The organism is Microbacterium enclense, assembly GCA_038182865.1.
Lineage (GTDB): Bacteria > Actinomycetota > Actinomycetes > Actinomycetales > Microbacteriaceae > Microbacterium > Microbacterium enclense_B.
Genome location: CP116226.1, coordinates 4,085,104 through 4,107,620 on the forward strand (window position 1 = coordinate 4,085,104; position 22,517 = coordinate 4,107,620).

Annotated in this window: 25 protein-coding genes and 1 tRNA gene; 9 read left to right on the plus strand and 17 right to left on the minus strand. The window is 70.3% G+C overall.

Annotation, left to right across the window (positions count from 1 at the left end):
* The first annotated feature begins 59 nt into the window (after positions 1 to 59).
* On the plus strand, positions 60 to 926 hold the full coding sequence (locus tag PIR02_19425) for a LysR family transcriptional regulator (protein WZH36894.1): 867 nt from the start codon (positions 60 to 62) through the stop codon (positions 924 to 926).
* Positions 927 to 992: 66 nt separating this feature from the next.
* On the opposite strand, the gene PIR02_19430 is transcribed toward PIR02_19425, so the two are convergent.
* A complete protein-coding gene (locus PIR02_19430; protein WZH36895.1) occupies positions 993 to 1,367 on the minus strand; it encodes a MerR family transcriptional regulator in 375 nt (124 codons plus the stop codon).
* 69 nt (positions 1,368 to 1,436) lie between these two features.
* Here PIR02_19430 and PIR02_19435 point away from each other — a divergent pair, with 69 nt between their 5' ends.
* The 4 genes from PIR02_19435 to PIR02_19450 all read left to right on the plus strand — a co-directional run bounded on the left by PIR02_19435 (position 1,437) and on the right by PIR02_19450 (position 4,146).
* Complete coding sequence (locus PIR02_19435; GenBank protein WZH36896.1) at positions 1,437 to 2,645, plus strand: MFS transporter; 1,209 nt, start codon at positions 1,437 to 1,439, stop codon at positions 2,643 to 2,645.
* Positions 2,638 to 3,249: a GNAT family N-acetyltransferase gene (locus PIR02_19440; GenBank protein ID WZH36897.1), complete on the plus strand. Its 612-nt coding sequence runs from the start codon at positions 2,638 to 2,640 to the stop codon at positions 3,247 to 3,249. Before PIR02_19435 ends, PIR02_19440 begins: the two co-directional genes overlap by 8 nt.
* An 89-nt stretch (positions 3,250 to 3,338) precedes the next feature.
* The gene (locus tag PIR02_19445; GenBank protein WZH36898.1) at positions 3,339 to 3,644 is read left to right on the plus strand and encodes a YciI-like protein; all 306 of its coding nucleotides are present in this window, start codon (positions 3,339 to 3,341) and stop codon (positions 3,642 to 3,644) included.
* A 199-nt stretch (positions 3,645 to 3,843) separates the two neighbouring features.
* A complete protein-coding gene (locus PIR02_19450; GenBank protein WZH36899.1) occupies positions 3,844 to 4,146 on the plus strand; it encodes a putative quinol monooxygenase in 303 nt (100 codons plus the stop codon).
* A 394-nt stretch (positions 4,147 to 4,540) separates the two neighbouring features.
* Here the strand turns inward: PIR02_19450 and PIR02_19455 are convergent, their stop codons facing one another.
* Positions 4,541 to 5,350 carry a hypothetical protein gene (locus tag PIR02_19455; GenBank protein ID WZH36900.1) on the minus strand — a complete coding sequence of 270 codons (810 nt, stop codon included), beginning with the start codon at positions 5,348 to 5,350 and terminating at the stop codon, positions 4,541 to 4,543.
* A gap of 696 nt (positions 5,351 to 6,046) precedes the next feature.
* Positions 6,047 to 6,120, minus strand: a tRNA-Pro gene (locus PIR02_19460).
* Between the two features lie 180 nt (positions 6,121 to 6,300).
* Between PIR02_19460 and PIR02_19465 the strand changes: the two genes are divergently transcribed.
* On the plus strand, positions 6,301 to 6,879 hold the full coding sequence (locus PIR02_19465) for a GNAT family N-acetyltransferase (GenBank protein ID WZH36901.1): 579 nt from the start codon (positions 6,301 to 6,303) through the stop codon (positions 6,877 to 6,879).
* 42 nt (positions 6,880 to 6,921) lie between these two features.
* Positions 6,922 to 7,305: a S4 domain-containing protein gene (locus tag PIR02_19470; protein WZH36902.1), complete on the plus strand. Its 384-nt coding sequence runs from the start codon at positions 6,922 to 6,924 to the stop codon at positions 7,303 to 7,305.
* 138 nt (positions 7,306 to 7,443) lie between these two features.
* Here the strand turns inward: PIR02_19470 and PIR02_19475 are convergent, their stop codons facing one another.
* Entirely contained in the window at positions 7,444 to 8,346 is a 903-nt protein-coding gene (locus PIR02_19475) for an NUDIX hydrolase (GenBank protein ID WZH36903.1), read from the minus strand.
* 131 nt (positions 8,347 to 8,477) lie between these two features.
* Between PIR02_19475 and PIR02_19480 the strand changes: the two genes are divergently transcribed.
* Positions 8,478 to 8,891 (plus strand): GNAT family N-acetyltransferase, encoded by a 414-nt coding sequence (locus PIR02_19480; GenBank protein WZH36904.1) that lies wholly within the window; start codon positions 8,478 to 8,480, stop codon positions 8,889 to 8,891.
* A 53-nt stretch (positions 8,892 to 8,944) separates the two neighbouring features.
* On the opposite strand, the gene PIR02_19485 is transcribed toward PIR02_19480, so the two are convergent.
* The 8 genes from PIR02_19485 to PIR02_19520 form a co-directional block, all read right to left on the minus strand.
* Entirely contained in the window at positions 8,945 to 9,388 is a 444-nt protein-coding gene (locus PIR02_19485) for a DUF805 domain-containing protein (protein ID WZH36905.1), read from the minus strand.
* 178 nt (positions 9,389 to 9,566) lie between these two features.
* Positions 9,567 to 11,090 (minus strand): ribosome biogenesis GTPase Der, encoded by a 1,524-nt coding sequence (gene der, locus PIR02_19490; protein ID WZH36906.1) that lies wholly within the window; start codon positions 11,088 to 11,090, stop codon positions 9,567 to 9,569.
* Entirely contained in the window at positions 11,080 to 11,817 is a 738-nt protein-coding gene (gene cmk, locus PIR02_19495; GenBank protein WZH36907.1) for a (d)CMP kinase, read from the minus strand. Before cmk ends, der begins: the two co-directional genes overlap by 11 nt.
* Entirely contained in the window at positions 11,810 to 12,943 is a 1,134-nt protein-coding gene (locus tag PIR02_19500; protein ID WZH36908.1) for a prephenate dehydrogenase, read from the minus strand. The genes cmk and PIR02_19500 overlap by 8 nt, the downstream gene beginning before the upstream one ends.
* Before the next feature lie 52 nt (positions 12,944 to 12,995).
* Positions 12,996 to 13,748: a pseudouridine synthase gene (locus tag PIR02_19505; GenBank protein WZH36909.1), complete on the minus strand. Its 753-nt coding sequence runs from the start codon at positions 13,746 to 13,748 to the stop codon at positions 12,996 to 12,998.
* Positions 13,745 to 14,401 (minus strand): SMC-Scp complex subunit ScpB, encoded by a 657-nt coding sequence (gene scpB / locus PIR02_19510; protein ID WZH36910.1) that lies wholly within the window; start codon positions 14,399 to 14,401, stop codon positions 13,745 to 13,747. Before scpB ends, PIR02_19505 begins: the two co-directional genes overlap by 4 nt.
* Positions 14,391 to 15,158 (minus strand): ScpA family protein, encoded by a 768-nt coding sequence (locus tag PIR02_19515; protein WZH39049.1) that lies wholly within the window; start codon positions 15,156 to 15,158, stop codon positions 14,391 to 14,393. The genes scpB and PIR02_19515 overlap by 11 nt, the downstream gene beginning before the upstream one ends.
* A 115-nt stretch (positions 15,159 to 15,273) precedes the next feature.
* Positions 15,274 to 16,176 (minus strand): ParA family protein, encoded by a 903-nt coding sequence (locus PIR02_19520; GenBank protein WZH36911.1) that lies wholly within the window; start codon positions 16,174 to 16,176, stop codon positions 15,274 to 15,276.
* 240 nt (positions 16,177 to 16,416) lie between these two features.
* Between PIR02_19520 and PIR02_19525 the strand changes: the two genes are divergently transcribed.
* Positions 16,417 to 17,169, plus strand: a complete 753-nt coding sequence (locus PIR02_19525; GenBank protein WZH36912.1) for an SDR family oxidoreductase — start codon at positions 16,417 to 16,419, stop codon at positions 17,167 to 17,169.
* 106 nt (positions 17,170 to 17,275) lie between these two features.
* Here the strand turns inward: PIR02_19525 and PIR02_19530 are convergent, their stop codons facing one another.
* From PIR02_19530 to argH, 5 genes are all read right to left on the minus strand, one after another.
* Entirely contained in the window at positions 17,276 to 18,082 is an 807-nt protein-coding gene (locus PIR02_19530) for a DUF4184 family protein (protein ID WZH36913.1), read from the minus strand.
* Between the two features lies 1 nt (position 18,083).
* Complete coding sequence (gene tyrS / locus PIR02_19535) at positions 18,084 to 19,397, minus strand: tyrosine--tRNA ligase (GenBank protein ID WZH36914.1); 1,314 nt, start codon at positions 19,395 to 19,397, stop codon at positions 18,084 to 18,086.
* Positions 19,398 to 19,508: 111 nt separating this feature from the next.
* Complete coding sequence (locus PIR02_19540) at positions 19,509 to 20,375, minus strand: hypothetical protein (protein WZH36915.1); 867 nt, start codon at positions 20,373 to 20,375, stop codon at positions 19,509 to 19,511.
* Positions 20,372 to 21,019, minus strand: a complete 648-nt coding sequence (locus tag PIR02_19545; protein ID WZH36916.1) for a SatD family protein — start codon at positions 21,017 to 21,019, stop codon at positions 20,372 to 20,374. The genes PIR02_19540 and PIR02_19545 overlap by 4 nt, the downstream gene beginning before the upstream one ends.
* A 50-nt stretch (positions 21,020 to 21,069) precedes the next feature.
* Positions 21,070 to 22,500: an argininosuccinate lyase gene (gene argH / locus PIR02_19550; GenBank protein ID WZH36917.1), complete on the minus strand. Its 1,431-nt coding sequence runs from the start codon at positions 22,498 to 22,500 to the stop codon at positions 21,070 to 21,072.
* Between the last annotated feature and the right edge of the window lie 17 nt (positions 22,501 to 22,517).

A 22,517-nucleotide genomic window follows, 5' to 3' on the forward strand; every position in this document is an offset into this window, starting at 1 on the left:
ATGACGCAAAGAGATTCTGTGCACGGCATGATGAAGGAAATGCATGTGAGAGGTGATCCATGGGAGCGACGCTGAAGCAACTGCGGGTGTTCGTGGCACTCGCAGAGGAAGGTGGCTTCGTTGCCGCGGGCGACGCACTGGGGCTGAGTCAGTCCTCGGTTTCGCACACACTCGCAACGCTCGAGCGACAGGTCGGCGCCTCCCTTTTGCATCGAGCGCCGTGCACCGTCACCGACGACGGTGCGCGGCTGCTGCCGCACGCGCGCGCCACCCTCGCGGCTGCCGACGCGTTCGAAGCCGCTACCCCGTCATCCGCCCCGGTGACAGGAATGGTCACTCTCGCGATCACCCCGACTGCCGGGTACCGCGTCGTGCCCGACCTGCTCGCGCGCTGGCGCGCCAAGGTCCCCGGCATCCGTATTCGCCTCCTGGAGGGCGACGACGTGGAGGTCGCGACCTGGCTCGAGACAGGTGCCGCCGATGCAGCCATCCTCATCAATCCCGACTCGACGGCCGAGCAGATCGTCGTGGCCCGCGACGAGTTCCGCGCCGTCACCCGCACCGACCACCCGCTCGTCAGCATGGCGCCGGTCGCGCTCGCCGACTTCCTCGACGACCCTCTCCTCGTGTCGACGGCAGGATGCGAACCGCAGATCATGGAGCTCGTCCGGCAGGTCGAGATCGCTTACGAACCGGCGCAGCGCGTTCGCGAATTGACCACCCTGATGGCCATGGTCGACGCGGGCCTCGGCATCACGATCATGCCGACCCTGGTTGATCCCCTGCTTCCCGCATCCCTCACGATGACGCCCCTCATCCACACCCTCACGCGCGAACTCGTGCTCACCGGGCCCCTCACCCGCCCGTGGCACCCCCGCGTACGCACGCTCTGCGGGATCATCCGGACGGAAGAGAACGGACCCTGACTCCCCCGACCGACCCGAGCAGACGCGTCGAAAAGCGTATGCCGACCTCCCGTCCAGCGTCCGCCCTCACGACGTCGACCCGCGACGCCGTGTGCCGGCATCGGCGAGGAACTGCGTCAGCGCGTTCCTACTGGTACTCAGGCACGCGATCTTGGCATCCAGTTCGACGATCTGATCGCGGACCATTCCCGCGAGGATGTCGTCGCACGCTCTGGTCCATGTGGTTGCGCCCGTCTGCCGGTCGAGGACGATCCTGATGAAGCGTGTGGGCACACCCGCGCCGCTGAGGTCACGGATCACGCCGACCTGTTCCAGGTCGGCGTCGGTGTACTCGCGGTAGCCGTTGGGATGCCGCGCTGGACGCAGAAGCTCCTGCTCCTCGTAGTAGCGCAGCATCCTCGCCGCCACGCCGGTACGTCGCGACACCTCCCCGATCCGCATGCTCCGCCCTCCCTCGTGTTCCGTCGAGCGCTTGACCTTGACAGTGATGTGAATGTTTAGCGTACAAGCGTGACCGCATCTCCCGCGCCCGAAGCCATCTCTCACGTGCCCGTCCGACGGACGTGGCCGACGCTCGCGACGCTCACCGCGGCGACCTTCTGGACGGTGACCGCCGAGATGCTGCCGTCCGGTCTGATGCCCGCCATGAGCCGCGACCTCCGCGTCTCCGAGGGGACGATCGGCGTGCTGGTCAGCGCGTGGGCGGTGACCATCGCGATCGTCGGCGTCCCGCTCGTGCGTCTCACCTTGCGCGTGCCGCGGACAGTGCTGCTCATCGCCAGCCTCGCGGTGACCGCGCCCGCGAACCTCGTCACCGCGCTCGCCCCGGACTTCCCGGTGGCGCTCGCGGGCCGCGTCGTCACCGCGACGGCACACGGGCTGTTCTGGGCGGTGGTGGTCAGCTACGTGGCCACCATCGTGACACCGCAACGCGTGGGGCGCGCCCTGGCGATCGTGCTGGCGGGGCCCACCCTCGCGGGCCTGGCGGGGTTGCCCGCCGCGGCGTTCATCGCGGAGCACGCCGGGTGGCGGTGGGTGTTCGCCGGGCTCTCGGCGATGCTCGCGCTGACAGCTCTCACGCTGTGGCTCATCCTGCCGCGCTCCCGACACGCAGACAGACGCGCCACCCCCGAGCCCGCCGGAAGGTGGGATCGCAGCGCCCGCGGTGTGGTGTTCGTCGCGGCCGGTGGCGGGCTCGTGCTCATCGGCCACTTCGCCGCGTTCACCTACGTCACCTCGCTCGTCACGGGCCTCGGCGACCTCGCGGCGGGCGCGATCCCCTCCGTGCTGCTGGCGCTCGGCGTGACCGGCGGCGCGGGTGTCCTGCTATCCGGCCTCGCCGCCGACCGCTTCCCGCGGGCGTCCCTCGTTTCCTCGTCCGCACTGATCGCGAGTGGGCTCGCGCTGCTGCTCGGGAGTCAGGGCCGCCCGCCCGTCTTCGTCGCCGGCGTCATCGCCTGGGGGTTCGCGATCGGCGCCTTCCCACCGGTCCTGCAGGCGCAGGTGCTGAGGCTGTCCAGCCCCTCATTCCGCCCCCTCGCCGGCAGCGTCATCGTCACCGTCCTCAACCTCGGTGTCGCCGTCGGCGCCACCCTGGGCGGGCTCGTTCTCCCCCTCGGGTCGACCGCGCTCGTTCTGACCGCACTTCTGGCAGCGTCGACGGGGGCCCTGGCACTCGCCCTCAGCAGCACGAGGCTTGTACATTCCCTCCATGCCTGATCGTGAGAAGGCGAGCCCACCGATGCGCACCGTACGCCCCCTCGACGCCTCCACCTGGGCGGCCTTCGAGGAACTGTGCGTGGCGAGCAACAGCTACCCGAGCGGATGCTGGTGCATCGGCTTCCACGAGGAGGGCACCACACGGGATGCCACATGCAACCGTGAGCGGAAACACGCGCGCGTCGTCTCAGGAACGGCGCACGCGGCCCTGGTGCTCGACGACGGGCGTTGCATCGGATGGTGCCAGTACGGCCCCGCAACCGAGGTCGTCCGGATCAAGAATCGGAGACAGTACGACGCCTCGCAGGACGGGCCCCTCCCCGATTGGCGCATCGGGTGCGTCTACGCGCGGACAGGGCATCGTCGACAGGGTGTCGCTGCGTTTGCTCTCGACGGCGCTCTGCGAATGATCGCCGCAGCAGGGGGCGGCAGGGTCGAGGGCTACCCCGAACCGGCCGACGCCGTCCCCGCGGGATTCCTCTTCCACGGCGCGCTGTCCACCTTCGAGCGTGCGGGCTTCGTCCGCACCCGATCGATCGGCAAACACCGATGGGTCGTGACGAAGACGATCGAGCCCGCGTCGACCGCCATTCGCGGGCGCTGAGAGAGACGCTCTCGATCGGCTCGGGAGGTGGCTGCCCCTCCAGCCTTCGTCCACGCGCGCCCCAGCCACCCTCTGGATAGATTCGTGTCATGACGCACGCGGTTCTCCAGTACACCTACGGCGATGACTACCTGGAATCTCGAGAGCAGTTCCGCTCGGCGCATCTGCTTCTCGCATGGGCTGCGGTCGACCGCGGGGAGCTGTTGCTCGGAGGCGCAGCCGGAACAGGGCCGTACGAAGGGCTGCTCGTCTTCCAGGGGGATGACGCGGTGCAGTCGGCGACCGCCTTCGCGTCGGCAGACCCGTACGTCACGTCGGGGCTGGTGAAATCGTGGACCGTCCGGCCGTGGGCCACCGTGGTCGGCGTCGACGCCGCGACGCCCCTTCGACCCTGACCGACGCGGGCGGTTGTCGCCCCGCGACCGATGGTCGTCAGTCGCTCACCGAGCGGGATCGTGGCCGTTGCGGGGAACCGGCGACCGCCACCGTGATGCGGCTCTCGGGCCCGAGGCAGCGCCGGCAGAACGACGAAGCCTTGACGACGATCGTTTCTCCTCGGGGCCATATCGTCGGGGGTGCAGCTACCGTGGAGCCATGACTTTCGTGAACGTGGGAACGCTCGGGACTCGACCCGGTAAGAGGGACGAGGTCGTGGCGATCCTGACGCGTCGCAACCCCCAGCTGGAGGAAGCTGGTTGTCTGATGTACGAGGTCGGTATCAACGATGCCGTCCCCGACACCGTCTTCGTTGCCGAGCTCTGGACGTCTCCCGAAGCCCACCACGCCTCGCTGCAACTCGACTTCGTGCGCGCGGCCATCGCCGAGGCCATGCCGCTGTTGTCGGGCGAGATGAGCGGAAGCCGATTCGCCGTCTCGGGATCACCGCTGCGCGACTGAACCGCTGGCCGTGTCACGCAGCCAGGGCGTGGGCACCCCGGAGAAGGCGACCGAGCTGACAGCTCCCCATTCGGCGCGAAGGTACGAAACCGTCGGCGCGCGGAGCGGGACGATGCGCGCGAACCGACCACACGACCGGGGACGCAAATCGACCACGCCACGACCGACGAGGATTCCCTCGAATCTCGTCTGTCACCCCTCGCGGCGACAATCGCCTGCGCTCGCTGACGGAACAGCCTGCGTACGAGCATGGGATGCGCCTCGAGCGCTTCCCGGGTGTCCGCGGCGCGCTCGAGCAGCTGGAAGTCACGCGCCGGCGCGGCGACGAACAGAGCCCGAACGCCGAGCGTGCGGGCGGGCGCCTGCGCGGGCGGTCGTCTTGGCGTGCGGTGGATCAGGCTGGGACGATCGTGAGCGGCGCTTCGATGGGGATGCCCGCGCCCACCGCCAGTACCGCTCGGGGTGTGATGCTGGTCGTACCGGCTCCGAGATGGTATTCGAAGTCGTAGACGCCCTCCGTCAGGTCCGGGTTCACGAAACCGACAGTCCCACTACTCGGGTCCGTCTCGAATGACCAGCCATCGGGCAGCACCGTCGTCGTCCCCTCCGGGAAGGGCGGAGGAACGTCGGGCATCGGGTAGGTGCCGTAGTCGAAGATGATGCCGCGATTGCCGATCGCGTACGAGTTCTGCGGAACTGTGAGACGAAGGGTGGCGGTGGTGCCGAATTCGGCCGGGTTCGGTATCCAGGTCATCGTCGGCTCCGGGCCGAAGCCGATCGTGATGGACGCCGAAAGCGATCCTGGCTCCTTGTCGTTGCTGTACGTCGCGATGACGGTGTAGGGGCCGGAGCGATCTCCCCACTCGTCGATCGTGAAGCCGCGCACGCCGGCGGTGACGCCCGCGGTGGGTGAGACGAGGATGCCGATGCCCGCGATGAAGTCAGGGGTGTACGTCCACCGGCCCGACGAGATCGTCGAGGGGATCGGGCCCTCGTCCTGAGCGATGAGGACGATCGTGGCGGTACTGCCGACACCCGGCGATAGGTTCGGTACAACCAGAGTCAGGAGCGACGACTGCCCCTGCACCCCTTCAGGTTCCGACCAGGAGAACGACGCATCCGGCTGAGAGCTCTCGCTCGCCGCGGCGCGCGGGGCCGTCACGGCCACCGCCACAGCGGGTGCGACCCACGCAGCGCCCAGCACCGTACGACGGGAAACCCCCGCAGAACCTCTGACGGCCCCCCCTGACGCGGACAGCGCGGCGAGTGCAGACGCGATCGGCTCGCGCGAGTCTGTCAACATCGTCTCACTCTGGGGGTACGACGACGTTTCAGCAAGACGTTCCCGCGTCCACGTTCCCTGCAGGATGGCCCGGACAGGCCACCGCGAGGGCTGCTCCCCGACGTTCTTCCTGCCGCGAGGCACTGGCGTTCCTTGCATCACCACGCGCGCGGTCATCCTGCCGGGCGCGTTCCCGGTATCCGATGGCGCGGATCTCGAAGACGGGCAGAAGCGCCCGCTCCGCGCGAACAGCCTCATCGTCGCCGACGGGAACGGCTGAGCAGTGGCCACCGTGACGTGCCGCGAGGAAACGCCGATGGTGCGCCGCTCCATACGCACGATCAAGCGGTGACGTCGCGCCGACACGGCCATGACGTGGGACGTGCGGCACGGTCAGAAGGTCCGCGTCCTCGCGGAAGAGGTGCGCTACGCGACGCTGCGCCATCGCCTCGCCGCGTGGCCGTCGCAGCAGCACCGGCTCCGCCTGCTACACACAGCCGCCCTCGAACCACCCGGCCGTTCCGGTGCAATGGGAGACGCATGAGAGGCACGGCGTCACTGCCGGAAACGACAAGAGGCCCGAACCCCGCAATCCTGCGGAAGATCGGGCCTCGACTGTCGGGATGACAGGATTTGAACCTGCGACCCCTTGACCCCCAGTCAAGTGCGCTACCAAGCTGCGCCACATCCCGTCGCCCGCGAGCGGGCAACTCCCCTATATTAGCCGCTCCCGGACCCCGCCGCGAACCGGCCGCACCCCGGGCGTGTGAGCGGCCCCGGAGCCACGCCCGGAGCCACGCGAGCAGCCGCCCGAGGAGGCACGCGAAGACACACCCTTGCCGGTGTCCGACCCCCTCATTAGCCTCGCCCCCATGACCATCGAGATCCTCCCCGCGACCGGTGACCGCTTCGACGACGCCGAACTCGCCCTCGACAGCGGCGACGGACCCGACTGCCAGTGTCAGTGGTGGCTCCTCCCGAACGGCCCGTGGAAAGAGGCATCCGTCGCCGACCGCACCGAGCTGTTCCGCGCCGAGTTCGGCGACACTCGCCCGCCGGGCCTCATCGCTTACGTCGACGGCGAGCCCGCGGGGTGGGTGCGGGTCGGGCCCCGCACCGCGCAGCCGCGCCTGGCGCGCACGCGCGACGTCACCGCGTCGACCACCGAACCGCTCGACGCCGACGATGTCTGGGCGGTCTCGTGCTTCGTCGTTCGGAAAGAACACCGGGGCGAGGGCCTCACCGGCAAACTCCTCGATGCCGCTGTCTCCGCCGCCCGCGACGGCGGCGCTCGCGTCGTCGAGGGCTACCCACTCGACCCGGCCGCCGCGAAGCGCTCGTCGAATCAGCTGTTCCGCGGCACCGTGTCCGTCTTCGAGGCCGCCGGCTTCGACGTCGTCGATCGCCCGAAGCCCGACCGCGCGCTCGTCTCCCTCACGCTGCGCGACTGAACGCCCGTCTTACGATGGAGGTTCGCCGACGAAAGACCTGACATGACGGATGCCACGACCACCGCGCGCGTCGACGCCTGGCTGTGGGCCGTCCGGATCTACAAGACCCGTTCGGCCGCGACCACCGCCTGCCGCGCGGGCCACGTGCGGGTGAACGGCGAACGTGCGAAGGCCGCGCAGCCCGTGCGGCCCGGCGACGAGCTCCGCGTCCGGATCCAGGGGTTCGACCGCATCCTCGTCGTGAAGAAGACGATCGCGAAGCGGGTGGGCGCCGCCCTCGTCGCCGAGGCTGTCGACGACCGCACTCCCCCGCCACCCTCTCGCGAGAGCATGCCGTTCGTCCCGGTCCGCGACCGCGGTGCCGGTCGCCCGACGAAGCGCGACCGCCGCGACATCGAGAAGCTTCGCGGTCGCGACCTCGACTGAAGCGGCACGACCGGTGGCTTCGACACGCTCAGCCACCTTGCCCGAGGTCAAAGCGCTGTCACCGAGCTCGCCGAGGGGACAGAGGCGCCACGGGTCCCGGTGGCTTCGACACGCTCAGCCACCTCGGTTCGCCGCGCCTCAGCCCAGCTGATCGAGCAGCCAGCGCGTTCCGCGCACCGACGCGCCGAGCGCCTCCACACGCGCCGTCAGCTCGCGATCGCTCGTCACGACGATCACCGGGTCGAACGACCCCACGAGCTTCGACGTCACCTGCACGATCTCGTCATCGCCCGAACCGGTCGCCCGCCAGACGGCGACGAGGTCATGGTCGACATCCGCGGCGCGGGCCTCACCCTCGAGGACCGCCGCGACGAACGGGAACCAGCGCGTGGCCGAGAGGCCGAGGGTCTCGGCATCCATCCCCGTCGACGCGAGGGCAGACAGGCGCGTGAGCAGCCGACCGGCCGCGCCGGCGCGATCCTTCCACCACCCGTTGGGCACGGATCCCACGACGTTGGCGACATCGACGACGATGGCCGGCCGCACGGCGAGGGCGGCGCGGAGCGCAGGCCACGCGGCTGCGAAGCCGGGGTGCAACGGGCGTGACGAGACCTCGTCGATCGGAACCCACTCGAGCGCCACGCTCTCGGGGTCGCTGATCACGGGTTCGAAGGGTGTCGTGACGTCGGCGACGAGCGTCGTGTACGTCCAGATGCCGAGATCGAGCACGCTCTCGAATCGCGCCTGGACGGCGTCTTCGGGGACACCGGCTTCCTCGCCAGATTCCCGCAGGGCGCCGTCGTGCGCGGATTCGTTCTCGTGGCGGGCGCCACCGGGAAGAGCCCATGTGTCGCCGAAGTGGCTCCACGACACGCGGTGCTGCAGAAGAACCCCGCGCTGGGCGTCGAGGGCGAGGAGCCCGGCGGCTCCGAAACGCCCCCAGTACTTCTCCCCCGTCGGCGCGACGACCCACGCGTCCCCGGGGTCGCGGGGACCGTGCGGGCGCCGCGGTTCACCCGGGGCGGGAGGCTCGATCGTCATCCCCTCCAGCCTGGCACACGCCGAGGCCCCGGCGTCAGCGCGACGACTCATGACGCCGCAATCCCCGAGGATGGTCCACGCGACACCGACTGGACGGCGCGGAAAAGGCCGGCGGACACGAGAATCCTCGTATGGAGTACGAATTCGACGTCGATCCCGCCCGCATCCCGCGCGACGCCGTCTGGCACTGGCTGAGCACCGAGGCGTACTGGGGGCGGTGGCGCTCACGCGCCGACCTCGACGCGCAGCTCGACAGCGCGTGGCGCGTCGTCGGCGTCTACCAGAGCGACTCGGGCGCCTTCGTCGGCTTCGCTCGCGCCGTCTCCGACGGTGTGTCGTTCGGGTACCTCGCCGACGTCTTCGTCATCGATGGGCACCGGGGACAGGGGCTCGGCCACGCCCTCGTCCGCACGATGATCGACGAAGGCCCCGGAGCGCACTTCCGGTGGGTCCTGTTCACCCGCGACGCCCACGAGGTGTACCGCCAATTCGGCTTCTCCGAACCCGACGACACGGCGATGGTCCGCCCCGCGCCCGTCGGCTGACAGCGTCGTGCCCCGGCTCCCGCGAGGGCAGCCGGGGCACGATGAAGAGCGGATCAGCGGTCGAAACGCGCGCCCTCGGGCTTGGAGCTCAGCAGCGTGAAGACGAACAGGATGATGGGACCCGCGAGCGGCACGAAGTAGATGAACACCCAGAACCCGCTGCGGTTCGTGTCGTGCAGACGACGCACGAGAAGAGCGATGTAGGGGACGATCGTCACGAGTCCCCAGATCGCCAGCAGCACCACGAAGATCACGCCGAAGCCGCCCTCGACCTCGAAGGTGCCGTCGGGGCGCATGCGCGCCGCACCGGTGAGCGCGATCAGCAACTGGAGCACGAAGGTGACGATCGCCGACGCGAGCACCCACCACCAGTACTCGCTGCGGCTCGCGCGGCCGCTGAAGGTCGCGTACTTCTTGAAGAAACGGCGGACGGCGACGCCGAACGGCGCGCCGTAATAGGGCTGGTCGAGCGCCGGCTCGGACAGCGAGTTCGTCATGGTTCTCCCCCTGGTTCTCGCGGGCCGGGATGCCACGCGCGCGGTACCCGTGATCGCACCGCTGTTGCACTTTATCCATTCCTGGGAGATTCCTGAACGAATTCGCGCGATTGTTTCGCGAACGAATGTGAAAGCCCCGGCCCCCGCAAACGGGGACCGGGGCTCTCCTTCCCGTGAATCAGCGCTGACGCTTCTCGCGAATACGCATGTTCAGCACGATCGGCGTTCCTTCGAAACCGTAGATCTCGCGCAGACGCCGCTGAATGAATCGGCGGTAGCCCGGGTCGAGGAACCCGGTCGTGAAGAGCACGAATGTCGGCGGACGCGTCGCCGCCTGGGTGCCGAACAGGATGCGGGGCTGCTTGCCGCCGCGCAGCGGGTGCGGGTGCTCGGCGACGAGCTCCGACAGGAACGCGTTGAACTTGCCCGTGGGGATGCGGGTGTCCCACGACTCCAGCGCCGTCTCGAGCGCCGGCACGAGCTTGTCGAGGTGACGGCCGGTGCGGGCCGAGATGTTCACCCGCGGAGCCCACGCGACGTGCGCGAGGTCCTGCTCGATCTCCCGCTCGAGGTAGCGGCGACGATCCTGGTTCTCCATGTCGTCGTCGTTCAGGCGGTCCCACTTGTTGAACGCCAGCACGAGCGCGCGGCCCGACTCGAGCACGAGGTCGATGATGTTGAGGTCCTGCACGCTGATCGGCTGCGACACGTCGAGCACGACGACCGCGACCTCCGACTTCTCCAGCGCGGTCGAGGTACGAAGCGACGCGTAGAAGTCCGCGCCTTGCGACAGGTGCACGCGGCGACGGATGCCGGCGGTGTCGACCAGCGTCCAGAGCTTGCCGCCCAGTTCGACGACCTCGTCGACGGGGTCGCGGGTGGTGCCCGCGAGCTCGTTGACGACGACGCGTTCCTCGCCCGCGGCCTTGTTCAGCAGCGACGACTTGCCGACGTTCGGCCGCCCGAGGATCGCGACGCGGCGGGGTCCGCCGATCTCGTACTTCGCGACCGCCGAGACCTCGGGCAGCACCTTCATGAGCTCGTCGAGCAGGTCGGCGACACCGCGGCCGTGGATGGCCGAGACCGGGTGCGGCTCGCCGAGGCCGAGGTTCCACAGGGCCGTGGCCTCGGGCTCCTGGCGGGCGTCGTCGACCTTGTTGGCGATGAGGAAGACGGGCTTCTTGCTCTTGCGGAGCAGTCGCACGACGTGCTCGTCGGTCGAGGTCGCGCCCACCGTGGCATCCACCACGAACAGCACGACATCGGCGAGGTCGATCGCCACCTCGGCTTGCGCGGCGACGGAGCGGTCGATGCCCTTCGCGTCGGGCTCCCAGCCACCGGTGTCCACCAGCGAGAAGCGACGATCGAGCCACTCGGCCTTGTACGTCACGCGGTCGCGGGTGACACCCGGGGTGTCCTCGACGACGGCCTCGCGGCGGCCCAGGATGCGGTTCACCAGCGCGGACTTGCCGACGTTCGGGCGCCCGACGATCGCGACCACCGGCAACGCCGGGAGGAACTCGATCGCTCCCTCGCCCGAGGCGAGACCGGCCAGGAGCGCCGCATCGTCCTCGTCGAGGTCGAAGTCCTCGAGGCCCGCGCGCAGTGCCTCGGCCCGCTGCTCGGCGAGGACCTCGTCCAGCTCGGCCATCTTCTCGGCGAGCTGGTCGGGCCCGCCTTCGTACTCATCTTCAACGCCCATCGCGGGCTCCCATCGTGGAGTCGACGACGCTCAGCACGGCATCGACGGTCTGTTCGAAATCGAGGTGGGTCGAATCGACGACCTGCACGCCGGGAGCGGCGGTGAGGAAGTCGACGACCGTGGAATCGGCGGCGTCGCGCCGGTGGAGGGAAGCGGCGACCTTGGCGGCATCCTGATCCGAGAGCTCGGCACTGCGACGCGCGGCCCGCACCTCCGGCGCGGCGGTCAGGAGGATCCGCACGGGCGCGTCGGGAAAGACGACGGTCGTGATGTCACGCCCCTCGACAACGACGCCCGGAAGAGCAGCGGATGCCACGAGCCGACGGAACAGCTCGTTCACCGCCTTGCGCACGGGGGCGACGCGGGCCACTCCGCTCACGGCATCCGTCACCCGGGGCTCCCGGATCGCGGCCGTGACGTCGGCCGACCCGACACGGACCCAGCGGTCGGTCGTGTCGAGAGAGATCGCGTAGTCGAAGTCGCCGAAGACCTCGAGCACGGCCGTGGCGTCGGAGGTGTCGACGCCGTGCTCGAGCGCGTGCCACGCCAGGGCGCGGTAGGCGGCTCCCGTGTCGAGGAAGCCGTAGCCGAGGCGGGTGGCCGCAGCTTTCGACACGCTCGACTTGCCGCTGCCGGCGGGGCCGTCGATCGCGACGACGACGGGGGCGGAAGCCGAGGAGCCGTCGACGGGGACGCCGAACGGGGGCTTCACCCGGGACTCAGTCATGGGTGGTGCTCGCAATCCGCCAACCGCGCTGCTGGAGTCCGTCGACCGCCCGGCGGACCGCGTCGGGAACGACGCTGATCTCGGCGAGGCCGAAGGGGGCTCCGGGCGAGTGCTCGAGGCGTAGGTCTTCGACGTTGACGTCGAGGTCGCCGAGTTCGCCGAACAGGCGACCCAGCTGGCCGGAGGTGTCGTCGACCATGACGACGAAAGTATCGAAACGGCGGTTCTGGCCGTGCTTGCCGGGCAGACGCTCGACGCCCTCGTTGCCGCGACGGATGGTGTCGGCCACCGTACGGCGCGCCCCGGGGACGTCGGGGTCGCGCAGGGCGTCGGCGACATCGGAGAGGTCGGCGGCGAGCCGGTCGAGCACCTCGACCACGGGGGCCGCGTTCGCGCCGAGGATCTGCACCCACAGTTCGGGAGCCGATGCCGCGATGCGCGTCGTGTCGCGCACCCCCTGTCCCGCGAGGCGGAGCGAGCCGTCGGGCGCCTCGACGAAACGTCCGGCGAGGAGGCTGGCGACCAGCTGAGGCACGTGCGACATGAGCGCGACGGACTCGTCGTGCTCCTCCGGAGTCATCTCGATGAGCGTGGCGCCGAGGTCGAGCGCGAGGCCCTCGACGAGGGACAGGTCGTAGGCGGAGGTCTCGGCGTCTCGGCAGACGACCCACGGGCGGCCGATGAAGATGTCGGCGCGGGCCGAGATCGCTCCCCCGCGCTCGCGTCCGGCCATGGGGTGGGAGCCGATGTAGTGCCGGAGGTCGACGCCGCGGTTGCGCAGGGTGCGCAGCGGCTCGAGCTTGACGCTCGCCACGTCGGTGATGACCGCCTCCGGGAAGGCCTCGAGTTCGCGCTGCACGACATCGGCGATCACGTCGGGGGGCGTGGCCACGACGATGAGCGACGGCTGGTCGTCGGGACGTTCGGCCCGGCCGGCGCCGTAGTCGATCGCCAGGCGCAGCTGTGAGGGAGACGCGTCGACGAGCACGACGTCGACGCCGCGGGCCGTGAGGGCGTGACCGATGCTGGCCCCGAGCAGCCCCGAGCCCACGACCCGGACGGTGCCGCTCGTGCGGGTCGCCAAAGGCCCGGCCGCGCGCGCGGACGTTCCGTTCGGTTCGCTCATCGGGTCTCCTGCCCTGGGCGGCGCCCCTCGCACCGCGAGACGCCCCGCAGGCTCACTCGGTCGGAGTGCCGCCGTCCCGACGAGACAGCGTGAGCAGGGCGCCGCGTTCTACTGTAGTCAACTCGCGTGCCTTGCCCACCGGGAGTGTTCCCAGGTGCAGCGGCCCGAACTGCCGCCGAACCAGCTCCACCACGGGGTGGCCGACCTCGGCCATCATGCGTCGGACGATGCGGTTCTTGCCCGAGTGCAGCGTCAGTTCCACGAGGCTCTCGCCCCGCGACGAGTCGAGCAGACGCGCCTTGTCGGCCGCGATCCGGCCGTCCTCGAGGTCGACGCCTTTGATCAGTCGCTGGATCGTCTGCGGCAGCACCTGCCCCTCGACCTTCGCGATGTACACCTTCGTCACCCCGAAGGAGGGGTGGGCGAGCACGTGGGCGAGGTCGCCGTCGTTGGTCAGCACGAGAAGGCCCGAGGTGTCGGCATCCAGTCGTCCGACGTTGTAGAGGCGTTCGTCCCACTGGTCGGCCCATTCGCGCAGGTCGGGACGCCCGCGGTCGTCGCTCATCGAGCTGACGACGCCGGTGGGCTTGTTGAGGATGACGTAGCGCTTGGACTCGTCGAGCTGGATAGCCGTGCCGTCGACGTCGACGAGGTCGGTCTCGGGGTGGATGCGCGAGCCGAGCTCGGTCACGACGACGCCGTTCACGCGCACGCGTCCCGCGACGATCATGTCTTCGGCAACGCGCCGCGAGGCCACCCCCGCGTTCGCCAGCACCTTCTGCAGGCGGATGCCCTCTTCACTCATTTCAGGACCTCTCCGTCGAATCCGTCAGCACCGTCGTCGAGCAACGGCGAGATATGCGGCAGCTCGTCGAGCGAGTTGATGCCGAGGTTGACCAGCAGCTGGTCGGTGGTTCCGTAGTGGATCGCCCCCGTGTCGGGGTCGGTGAACACCTCGGTGATGAGCCCCCGCGCCAGGAGCGTGCGCACGACCGAGTCGACGTTCACCGCGCGGATGGATGCCACCTGTCCGCGCGTGACGGGCTGCTTGTACGCGATGACCGCCAGCGTTTCGAGCGCCGCCTGCGACAGCCGCGACGGCGCCTGGGTGTTCACGAAGTCACCGACGATGTCGTCGTACTCCTCGCGGACGTACAGCCGCCAGCCCCCGCCGACCTCGCGCAGTTCGAAGCCGCGGACCGGTCCCCCCGTCTCGCCGTCGTAATCGGCGACGAGCCCCTCGACGGCCTGGCGGACGGCGGGAACCGGAGCCCCGACGGCCGCCGCGAGGCTCACGAGGCTCTGCGGCTCGTCGACGACGAGCAGGATCGCCTCGAGGCGACGGGCGACGGATGCCGCATCGCTCGGGCGCGGAGCCGAGGTCGGGGACTGCGCGGGTGCGGGTCCTGCAGCATCCGGGGCGGGAACGGCGTCCGGCGAGGTCGGGTCAGCGGTCATAGTCGGCTCCCAGGGCGGCGAGGTTCTCTTCCGACCACCTCTCGGCGGTCCAGCGCAGCGTCAGCTCCCCCAGCGGTTCGAGCTGCTCGAACGACAGTGCGGCGTGCCGGTACAGCTCGAGGATCGACAGGAAGCGCGCGACGACGACGCCCGTCTCCGTGACCCCGGCGACGAGATCGCGGAAGTTCAACGTCCCCGCGGAGCGCAAGAGCGTCACCACGATCGCGGCCTGCTCGCGGATGCTCACGAGCGGCGCGTGCAGGTGGTCGAGTCCGACGGTGGGGATCTGTTTCGGCGCCATGGCGACGACCGCGAGCGCCGCGAAGTCGTCGAGGCTGAGCGTCCACACCAGCTCCGGCACAGCGGCCCGGTACTTGTCCTCGAGCCGCACGTCGCGGGTGTGGCGGCGATCTTCGCGCTGCAGGCACCGGGCGAACCACGCCGACACTTCTTTGAAGGCCCGGTACTGCAGGAGGCGCGCGAACAGGAGGTCGCGGGCTTCGAGGAGCGCCACGGACTCGGCATCCACGAGTTCTCCCTGGGGCAGCAGCCCCACGATCTTCATGTCGAGCAGTGTCGCTGCCACGACGAGGAACTCGGATGCCTCGTCGAGATCGCTCTCGGGGCCGAGGTCGCGAAGGTAGGCGATGAACTCGTCGGTCACGCGGCTCAGCGCGACCTCGGTGATGTCGAGCTCTGCGCGGGAGATGAGGGTGAGCAGGAGGTCGAAGGGACCGTCGAAGACGGGAAGGGTCACGCGGAAGCCGGCGGCGTCGGTTCCGGTCCCGTCGACAGGCCCAGGGACCTCGGACGCGAGGGGGCTGCGCTCCTCGACGCCACCGGGGGCGGACGCCGCGGCGAGGGGGGTGTCGTCAGGCGACGGCGCCACGGGCGACCAGCTCCCGCGCCAGCCGCAGGTAGGCCTGGGCTGCGGCGTGCTCGGGCGCGAATTCCGTGATCGGCATGCCCGACACCGAGGCATCCGGGAACTTCACCGTGCGACCGATGACCGTCTCGAGGACGTCGTCGCCGAACGCCTCGACCACACGCTCGAGCACCTCGCGCGAGTGCAGCGTGCGGGGGTCGTACATCGTGGCCAGGACGCCGTCGAGCTGGATCGCGGGGTTGAGGCGGTCGCGCACCTTGTCGATCGTCTCGACCAGCAGGGCGACGCCGCGCAGGGCGAAGAACTCGCACTCGAGAGGGATGAGCACGCCGTGGGCCGCGGTGAGCGCGTTCACGGTGAGCAGGCCGAGCGAGGGCTGGCAGTCGATGAGGATGACGTCGTAGTCGGCCGCGACCTTCCGCAGCACGCGAGCGAGGATCGTCTCGCGCGCGACCTCGTTGACGAGGTGCACCTCGGCGGCCGAGAGGTCGATGTTCGCCGGCAGCACGTCGAGCCCCTCGACGCGCGTCTGCACGATGACCTCGTGCGGGTCGCGCTTGGTGTCGAGGAGCAGGTCGTAGATGGTGGGCACGTCGTGCGTCTGGATACCGAGACCCGCCGACAGGGCGCCCTGGGGGTCGAAGTCGATCGCGAGCACGCGACGGCCGTAGCCGGCGAGGGAGGCGGCCAGGTTGATGGTCGTCGTCGTCTTGCCGACGCCGCCCTTCTGGTTGCAGAGCGCGATGATGCGCGCGGGGCCGTGGCTGTCGAGAGCCGGCGGGGTGGGGAACCCCTGGTAGGGGCGACCGGTGGGTCCGAGGATGACCTCGTCTGCGCCCGTCTTCTGGCCCTTCGTGCTCGCCGACACCGAGTCTCCCGCCTTCGTCATAACGTCGTCGAGTCTAGCCGCCGCCCGTCTCGCCGCCCGCGTGACCCGCGGGCAGGGGCGGGCGGGGCTGGGGACGAGGATCGCGCGCCGTCTTCGCTCGACCAGGGGCCGGTGCGTCGGACCGGGGTGGAGTGCGCCGAGCGGGCGGATGAAAACCCCCGCGGTCGGGCCGACCGCGCGCACCACCCGCCTACCGTGTGCGAGTCGTCGACGTCGCGACGACCCCACGAGAGGATCCTCATGACCCCCACCACGCCCGTCGCCCTCGTCACCGGCGCCTCCGGCGGCATCGGCTCCAGCGTCGCTCGTGCCCTCGCCGCGCAGGGGCACGCCGTCGCCGTCGTCTACGGCCACAGTTCCGCGGCGGCCGAGAGCGTCGTCGCCGACATCACGGCGCACGGCGGTCAGGCTCGCGCCTTCGCCGCCGACCTCGGCGACCCCGCGTCGCTCGCGACGCTGTTCGATGCCGTCGTCGGCGCATTCGGCGGGATCGACGTGGTCGTGCACGCCGCCGCGGCCTTCCACAAGGCCACGATCGTCGACACGACCCCCGAGACCATCGACGCCGTCGTCCGCGCCAACGTCGCCGGCACCCTTCACCTTGCGCGCCTCGCGGCCCTGCACGTGCGTGACGGCGGAGCGATCGTCTTCCTCTCCAGCGCCATCACGCGGCTTCTGCCCCCGGGGTACACCCTGTACGCCACGTCGAAAGCGGCCGTCGATGCCCTGACGACGGTGCTCGCGCGCGAACTCGGTCCGCGCGGCATCACCGTCAACAGCGTCTCCCCCGGCCCGACCCGCACCGCGATGATGACAGCCGACCTCACGTCCGGCGGGGGCGACGGGGAGGCCCAGGGCGCCGGAATCCTCGCGGCGACCCCGCTCGGACGCTTCGGTGAACCGGGTGACATCACCGCCGTGATCCTGGGCCTGCTCGGTCCCACCCGATGGGTCAACGGTCAGACCATTCAGGCGAGCGGCGGATTCGTCTGACCGCGGATGCCAAGGCATCCCGGCCCCGCCCCTCGCGGTCGACGGATGCGCGGGCGCCGCTCGGCGCGGCAGCGGGCCGCCCCCGCGTCGGGGCGCGCGGGAATCGTCAGCGCGACGCGGTCTCGCGGCCCGGGGAGCCTGCCCGCTCGCGCCGCACCTGGACGAGCACCGCGAGCGCGAGCGTCGCCACGCCCCACAGCGCGGCGACCTTCACGAGCACGCCGTAGATGAGGTGGGTCGGGGTGTAGTCGGCGTCAAAGCCTCCCTCGACCGCGAGAGCGACGAGCGTCGCCACGACCAGCACGACGGGCAGGGAGAGCCACCACGCCAGGCGCACGGCATCCGGAAGCACCCGGATCACGGACCGCCGCGCGTGTTTCGACAGCCACCACAGACCGAACACACCGAGCCCGGCCAGCCCGAGCACCCCCGAGCCGTACTGCAGCCACTTCACGCCCAGCAGCGGCCCCCACTGCTCTTCGAGCGCCGGGAAGAGGGCATCGCCCGCCCTTCCCTCGTGGGTGAAGAAGTCCCAGGCGACGTGCGTCACGACCCCGAGAGCGAGCGACAGCACGAGCCACAGGATGCCGCGGACCCCTCCGCTCATGGTCTCGCGCGCGGCGGCGAGGGCACCGGCATCCCAGCCTCCGGGCAGACGCTCCGCGATGATCCGGGGCGTCAGCTCGCGCGTCGCGGGGCGCAGGACGCACCGCCACACCAGGAGCAGCACGAAGGCCATGACCACCGTCACGGGCAGCCACGCGAGGTCGTGCGTCACGCCGTACGGCGGCACGACCCCGCGGAGGAACAACGGCAGATCGGGTGTCATCGCTCCGATCGCGATGGCCGCCGGGACGAGGGGTGTCCGCAGGAACGGCAGCGCGACGACCGCGTGGCTGACCGTGAACGGCATGTCAGCTCAGGAACACGCCGGCGAGCGTCTTCTTCCCGCGACGCAGTACCGAGACACCGCCCGGGAGGGTCCCTTCGACGATCGCGTCGTCGCTGGTCACCTTCTCGCCGTCGAGGGTCACGCCGCCCTGGGCGATCGCGCGGCGCGCGTCGCTCAAGCTCCCGCTCAGGCCGGTGGCGGTCAGCGCCTCCAGCACGGTGCTCCCCGGCGCGACCGTCGCGTGCGGCAGCTCCTCCAGCGCGGTGCGCAGCACGGCGGCATCCAGAGTCTTCACGTCACCCTGTCCGAACAGGGCCTCGGTCGCGGCGATGACGGCCTCCGTCGCCTCCGCCCCGTGCACGGTCGTGATGACCTCACGGGCCAGACGCTTCTGGGCGGCGCGGCGGAAAGGCTCCGCCTCGACGAGGGTCTCGTACTCCTCGATCTCGGCGCGGGTGAGGAACGTGAACACCTTGAGCCGCTCGATCACGTCGCGGTCGTCGGTGTTGAGCCAGAACTGGTACATCGCCCACGGGCTGCACATCTCGGCATCCAGCCAGATGGCGTTGCCCTCGCTCTTGCCGAACTTCGTGCCGTCGCTGTTGGTGATCAGCGGTGTGCCGATCGCGTGGACCGAGGCGCCCTCGACCTTGCGCACCAGGTCGGTGCCGCTGGTGAGGTTGCCCCACTGGTCGCTGCCGCCGGTCTGCAGCACGCAGCCGTACTGGCGGTAGAGCTCGAGGTAGTCCAGGCCCTGCAGGATCTGGTAGCTGAACTCGGTGTAGCTGATGCCCGCCTCAGAGTTCAGGCGCGCGCTCACCGCGTCTTTCTTCAGCATCGTGCCGACGCGGAAGTGCTTGCCGATCTCGCGCAGGAAGTCGATGGCGCTCAGCGGCGCCGTCCAGTCGAGGTTGTTGACCATGCGGGCGGCGTTGTCGCCCTCGAAGCTCAGGAAGCGCTCGACCTGGGCGCGCAGGCGCGCCACCCACTCGGCCACCGTCTCGCGGGTGTTGAGCGTGCGCTCGGCCGTGGGGCGCGGGTCTCCGACGAGACCGGTCGAGCCGCCGACGAGCCCGAGCGGGCGGTGTCCGGCGAGCTGCAGGCGACGCATGGTGAGCAGCTGCACGAGGTTGCCCAGGTGCAGGCTCGGCGCGGTCGGATCGAAGCCGCAGTAGAAGACGATCGGGTCGCCGCCGAGCAGTTCGCGCAGCTCGCTCTCGTCGGTCGACACGTGGACGAGTCCGCGATACACCAGCTCGTCCCAGACGTTGTCGAAGGTCGGGTCGTTGGCGGGAGTGAGGGCGCGCACGGGCGCCGCGTCGATCGGTGCAGACACGCGTTCAGGTTACCAGCGGGGGTGTCGGACCCCGGATGCCGGAGCAGCGGCCGCCACACCGCTCGCGGCCGCGCGTTCCCCCGCTCGCGCCCGTCGTGGCGGAGACCCCGCTCAGCCTGCGTTGATGCCCCACCACACGAGGAACGCGGCCGCGAGGGCGGTCACCCAGCTGACGAGACTGCCGATGAGGAAGTACTCCGCGCGGTTGCCGCTCTTGCCGTCGGCCGAGATCTCGGGGAAACGCACGATGCCTTTCGCGGCAAACACCGCGGCGATAAGCGTGTACGCGCCCGCGAGGGTGAGGACGAAGACGAGGATGCGCTCGAGGGGGCCGATGAGGCGGCCACCCCTGAGGACGGGGCTGGGGGTGGGCGCGGTGCCCGGTCCGACATGCGGGGGCGAGGCGGGGGCGCTGGCAGGCGCGGCGGGGTGCGGGCCGGCGTCCGCGGCGACCGGCCCGGTGCCCTCTCCGGCGTCGACGAGGTCGCCATCCGACGGAGCGTCGGTGTCGTCCCCCGAAGACGACGACGTCATGGTCTCGCCCTCCCCCATCTCGGACCGCAGGGCGATGCGCACGACGGCGTTACCGGACTCGAGCAGGAACACCAGGCATCCGATGACGAGCACGATCACGTCGACCGACACCGTGTCGGTGGGGCGGTAGGTGGCCCACAGCTCACCAAGGGGTCCGGGGCGTGGGCGTCCTCGAGCGATCACGACGCAGGCCGCCGCGGTCAACCCGAGGAGCGCGACCGGCCAGAGTCCGGCACGGGTGGAGCCCCGCTCGGGCATGACCCACGTCCAGATCGCCGCGACGGCGACGGCGAGCAGACCCGCGATGACGGCATCCAGTCCCGCCGACACCACGACCAGGGCGACGGCCGCGAGGGTGAAGGCGAGCCAGCGTCTCGTGCGGACCATCTGACGCAACAGATCGACCGCTCCGACGGCGAGCAGCAGGAGTCCGGCGGCGATCACGACGTCGCCCCCGAGGTCAGGACGGCGAAGCCCTCGACGATCGCGGCGGAGCCCGCCGCAGTGAGCGTCTGCGAGACCGCCGACTGAGTGATGCCCTCGGTCTCGGCGAGCCGGCGCTGAGAATGCCCGAGGCAGCGGCCGTAGGTGAGCCGGCGCGCACGCTCGCTCATGGCGGAGATCAGTTGATCGCGACTGAGGGCATACGCGTTGGCGAGGGCGAGGGCGTCGGCCATGCTGGCATCCTGCCCTTCGGAGAGCTCGATCCACGTGCGCGCGAGCGGCGCGGCGCGCTGTTGCAGGCGCTCGATGTGCTCGATCGCGGTTCGGGCCGCCCACCAGGCTGGCCCCTCGGGGATGGTCCGGCCGTCGAGGTCGATGGGGCGCACCTCGCCGACGCCCAGGCCGAAGCGGCAGTCGACGCCGTCGGGCAGTGCCAGGCGGAACAGCAACAGCCAGCTCAACGCGGGACCGAGCGCCGGGAACTCCCCCTGGAACTCGTCGCCGACGGTCGCCGCGAGCGGTGCCGTCGCGACAGGATGATCGCGCTGGACACGGGTGACACTGTCGGCGATGCTCTTCTGCGCCGCCCCACGGTCGGTGAGGTGTCGGGAGGCGACGATGTCGGCGATGACAGCGATGGTCATGACATAAGCGTATCGCTTATCAATCGTATTTGATAAGCGAAAAGCTGATATCAGTCCACAAGCGTGCGCGCCGCCGCCTGCGCCCGCGACACGAGCTCAGCGCGCTGTTCCGCCACACGCTCGGGAGCCGTGCCGCCGACACCGGTCCGGCTGGAGACCGACCCCTCGATCGTGAGCACGTCGCGGACCGCCGGGGTGAGCGACGGGGAGACGGATGCCAGAAGCGCGTCGTCGGCGTCTTCGAGACCGATCTCGCGCTCCTCGCACGCGCGCACGAGGGCTCCGGAGATCTCGTGGGCGTCGCGGAACGCGACCCCTTGGCGGACGAGCCACTCGGCCACGTCCGTGGCGAGCGAGAAGCCCTGCGGGGCGAGCTCGGCCATGCGATCGGTGTGGAAGCGCAGGGTCGCGATCATGCCGGAGAAAGCGGGGAGCACGAGTTCGAGCGTGCGCACCGAGTCGAACACCGGCTCCTTGTCTTCCTGGAGGTCGCGGTTGTACGCCAGCGGCAGGCCCTTGAGCGTCGCGAGCAAGCCCGACAGGTTGCCGATCAGGCGCCCTGCCTTGCCGCGCGCGAGCTCGGCGATGTCGGGGTTCTTCTTCTGCGGCATGATGCTCGACCCCGTCGAGTAGGAGTCGTCGAGAGTGACGAATCCGAACTCGCGCGTGTTCCAGAGGATGACGTCTTCAGCCAGGCGCGAGAGGTCGACACCGATCATCGCGGTGATGAAGGCGAACTCCGCGACGACGTCACGAGATGCGGTTCCGTCGAGGGAGTTCTCGGCCGGGCGCGCGAGACCGAGCCGGTCGGCGACGAGCTGCGGGTCGAGACCGAGCGTCGCTCCGGCGAGCGCTCCCCCGCCGTACGGCGAGACCGACGCCCGGACCGACCAGTCGCGCAGGCGTTCGAGGCCGCGCACGAAGGCCCAGCCGTACGCCTGCAAGTGGTGGGCGAGCAGCACGGGCTGCGCGTGCTGCAGGTGGGTACGCCCGGGCATGATCGCACCGGCGTTCGCCTCGGCCTGGGCGACGAGGGCGTCGACCAAGCGGAGCACCTCGCGCGAGAGCGTGCGCGCGTGGTCGAGCAGATACAGGCGCACGAGAGTTGCGATCTGGTCGTTGCGGCTGCGACCCGCGCGGAGCTTGCCGCCCAGCGCGGGACCGACGGTCTCGATGAGCACGCGCTCCAACGCCCCGTGCACGTCCTCGTCGCCGGGGGCGGCGACCAGCGTGCCGTCCTTCACGCGTGCGGCGAGGTCGTCGAGGCCGGCGTGCATCGCGGCGGCCTCGTCGGCGTCGAGGTACCCCGCGGCCTCGAGGGCGGCGGCGTGCGCGTGCGAACCGGCGATGTCATAGAGCGCGAGGTCCCAGTCGAAGTGCGTCGAACGGCTCAGCGCCGCCAGTTCGGGAGAGGGCCCACCCGAGAAACGGGCGCCCCAGAGGGCTCCCTCGTTCGTCGCCTGACCGGTCTCGCTGCTCATCCCCCCAGCCTACCGAG

Excerpts from the sequence above, each read along its gene's own strand:
- argH (WZH36917.1), bottom strand. The coding sequence starts at position 22,500 with ATGAGCAGCGAGACCGGTCAGGCGACGAACGAGGGAGCCCTCTGGGGC.
- PIR02_19485 (WZH36905.1), bottom strand. The coding sequence starts at position 9,388 with ATGACGAACTCGCTGTCCGAGCCGGCGCTCGACCAGCCCTATTACGGC.
- PIR02_19445 (WZH36898.1), top strand. The coding sequence starts at position 3,339 with ATGACGCACGCGGTTCTCCAGTACACCTACGGCGATGACTACCTGGAA.
- PIR02_19480 (WZH36904.1), top strand. The coding sequence starts at position 8,478 with ATGGAGTACGAATTCGACGTCGATCCCGCCCGCATCCCGCGCGACGCC.
- PIR02_19475 (WZH36903.1), bottom strand. The coding sequence starts at position 8,346 with ATGACGATCGAGCCTCCCGCCCCGGGTGAACCGCGGCGCCCGCACGGT.
- PIR02_19465 (WZH36901.1), top strand. The coding sequence starts at position 6,301 with ATGACCATCGAGATCCTCCCCGCGACCGGTGACCGCTTCGACGACGCC.
- PIR02_19545 (WZH36916.1), bottom strand. The coding sequence starts at position 21,019 with ATGACCATCGCTGTCATCGCCGACATCGTCGCCTCCCGACACCTCACC.
- PIR02_19450 (WZH36899.1), top strand. The coding sequence starts at position 3,844 with ATGACTTTCGTGAACGTGGGAACGCTCGGGACTCGACCCGGTAAGAGG.
- PIR02_19425 (WZH36894.1), top strand. The coding sequence starts at position 60 with ATGGGAGCGACGCTGAAGCAACTGCGGGTGTTCGTGGCACTCGCAGAG.
- scpB (WZH36910.1), bottom strand. The coding sequence starts at position 14,401 with ATGACCGCTGACCCGACCTCGCCGGACGCCGTTCCCGCCCCGGATGCT.
- PIR02_19500 (WZH36908.1), bottom strand. The coding sequence starts at position 12,943 with ATGAGCGAACCGAACGGAACGTCCGCGCGCGCGGCCGGGCCTTTGGCG.
- der (WZH36906.1), bottom strand. The coding sequence starts at position 11,090 with ATGGGCGTTGAAGATGAGTACGAAGGCGGGCCCGACCAGCTCGCCGAG.
- cmk (WZH36907.1), bottom strand. The coding sequence starts at position 11,817 with ATGACTGAGTCCCGGGTGAAGCCCCCGTTCGGCGTCCCCGTCGACGGC.
- PIR02_19505 (WZH36909.1), bottom strand. The coding sequence starts at position 13,748 with ATGAGTGAAGAGGGCATCCGCCTGCAGAAGGTGCTGGCGAACGCGGGG.
- PIR02_19430 (WZH36895.1), bottom strand. The coding sequence starts at position 1,367 with ATGCGGATCGGGGAGGTGTCGCGACGTACCGGCGTGGCGGCGAGGATG.
- PIR02_19440 (WZH36897.1), top strand. The coding sequence starts at position 2,638 with ATGCCTGATCGTGAGAAGGCGAGCCCACCGATGCGCACCGTACGCCCC.
- PIR02_19470 (WZH36902.1), top strand. The coding sequence starts at position 6,922 with ATGACGGATGCCACGACCACCGCGCGCGTCGACGCCTGGCTGTGGGCC.
- PIR02_19525 (WZH36912.1), top strand. The coding sequence starts at position 16,417 with ATGACCCCCACCACGCCCGTCGCCCTCGTCACCGGCGCCTCCGGCGGC.
- PIR02_19530 (WZH36913.1), bottom strand. The coding sequence starts at position 18,082 with ATGCCGTTCACGGTCAGCCACGCGGTCGTCGCGCTGCCGTTCCTGCGG.
- PIR02_19520 (WZH36911.1), bottom strand. The coding sequence starts at position 16,176 with ATGACGAAGGCGGGAGACTCGGTGTCGGCGAGCACGAAGGGCCAGAAG.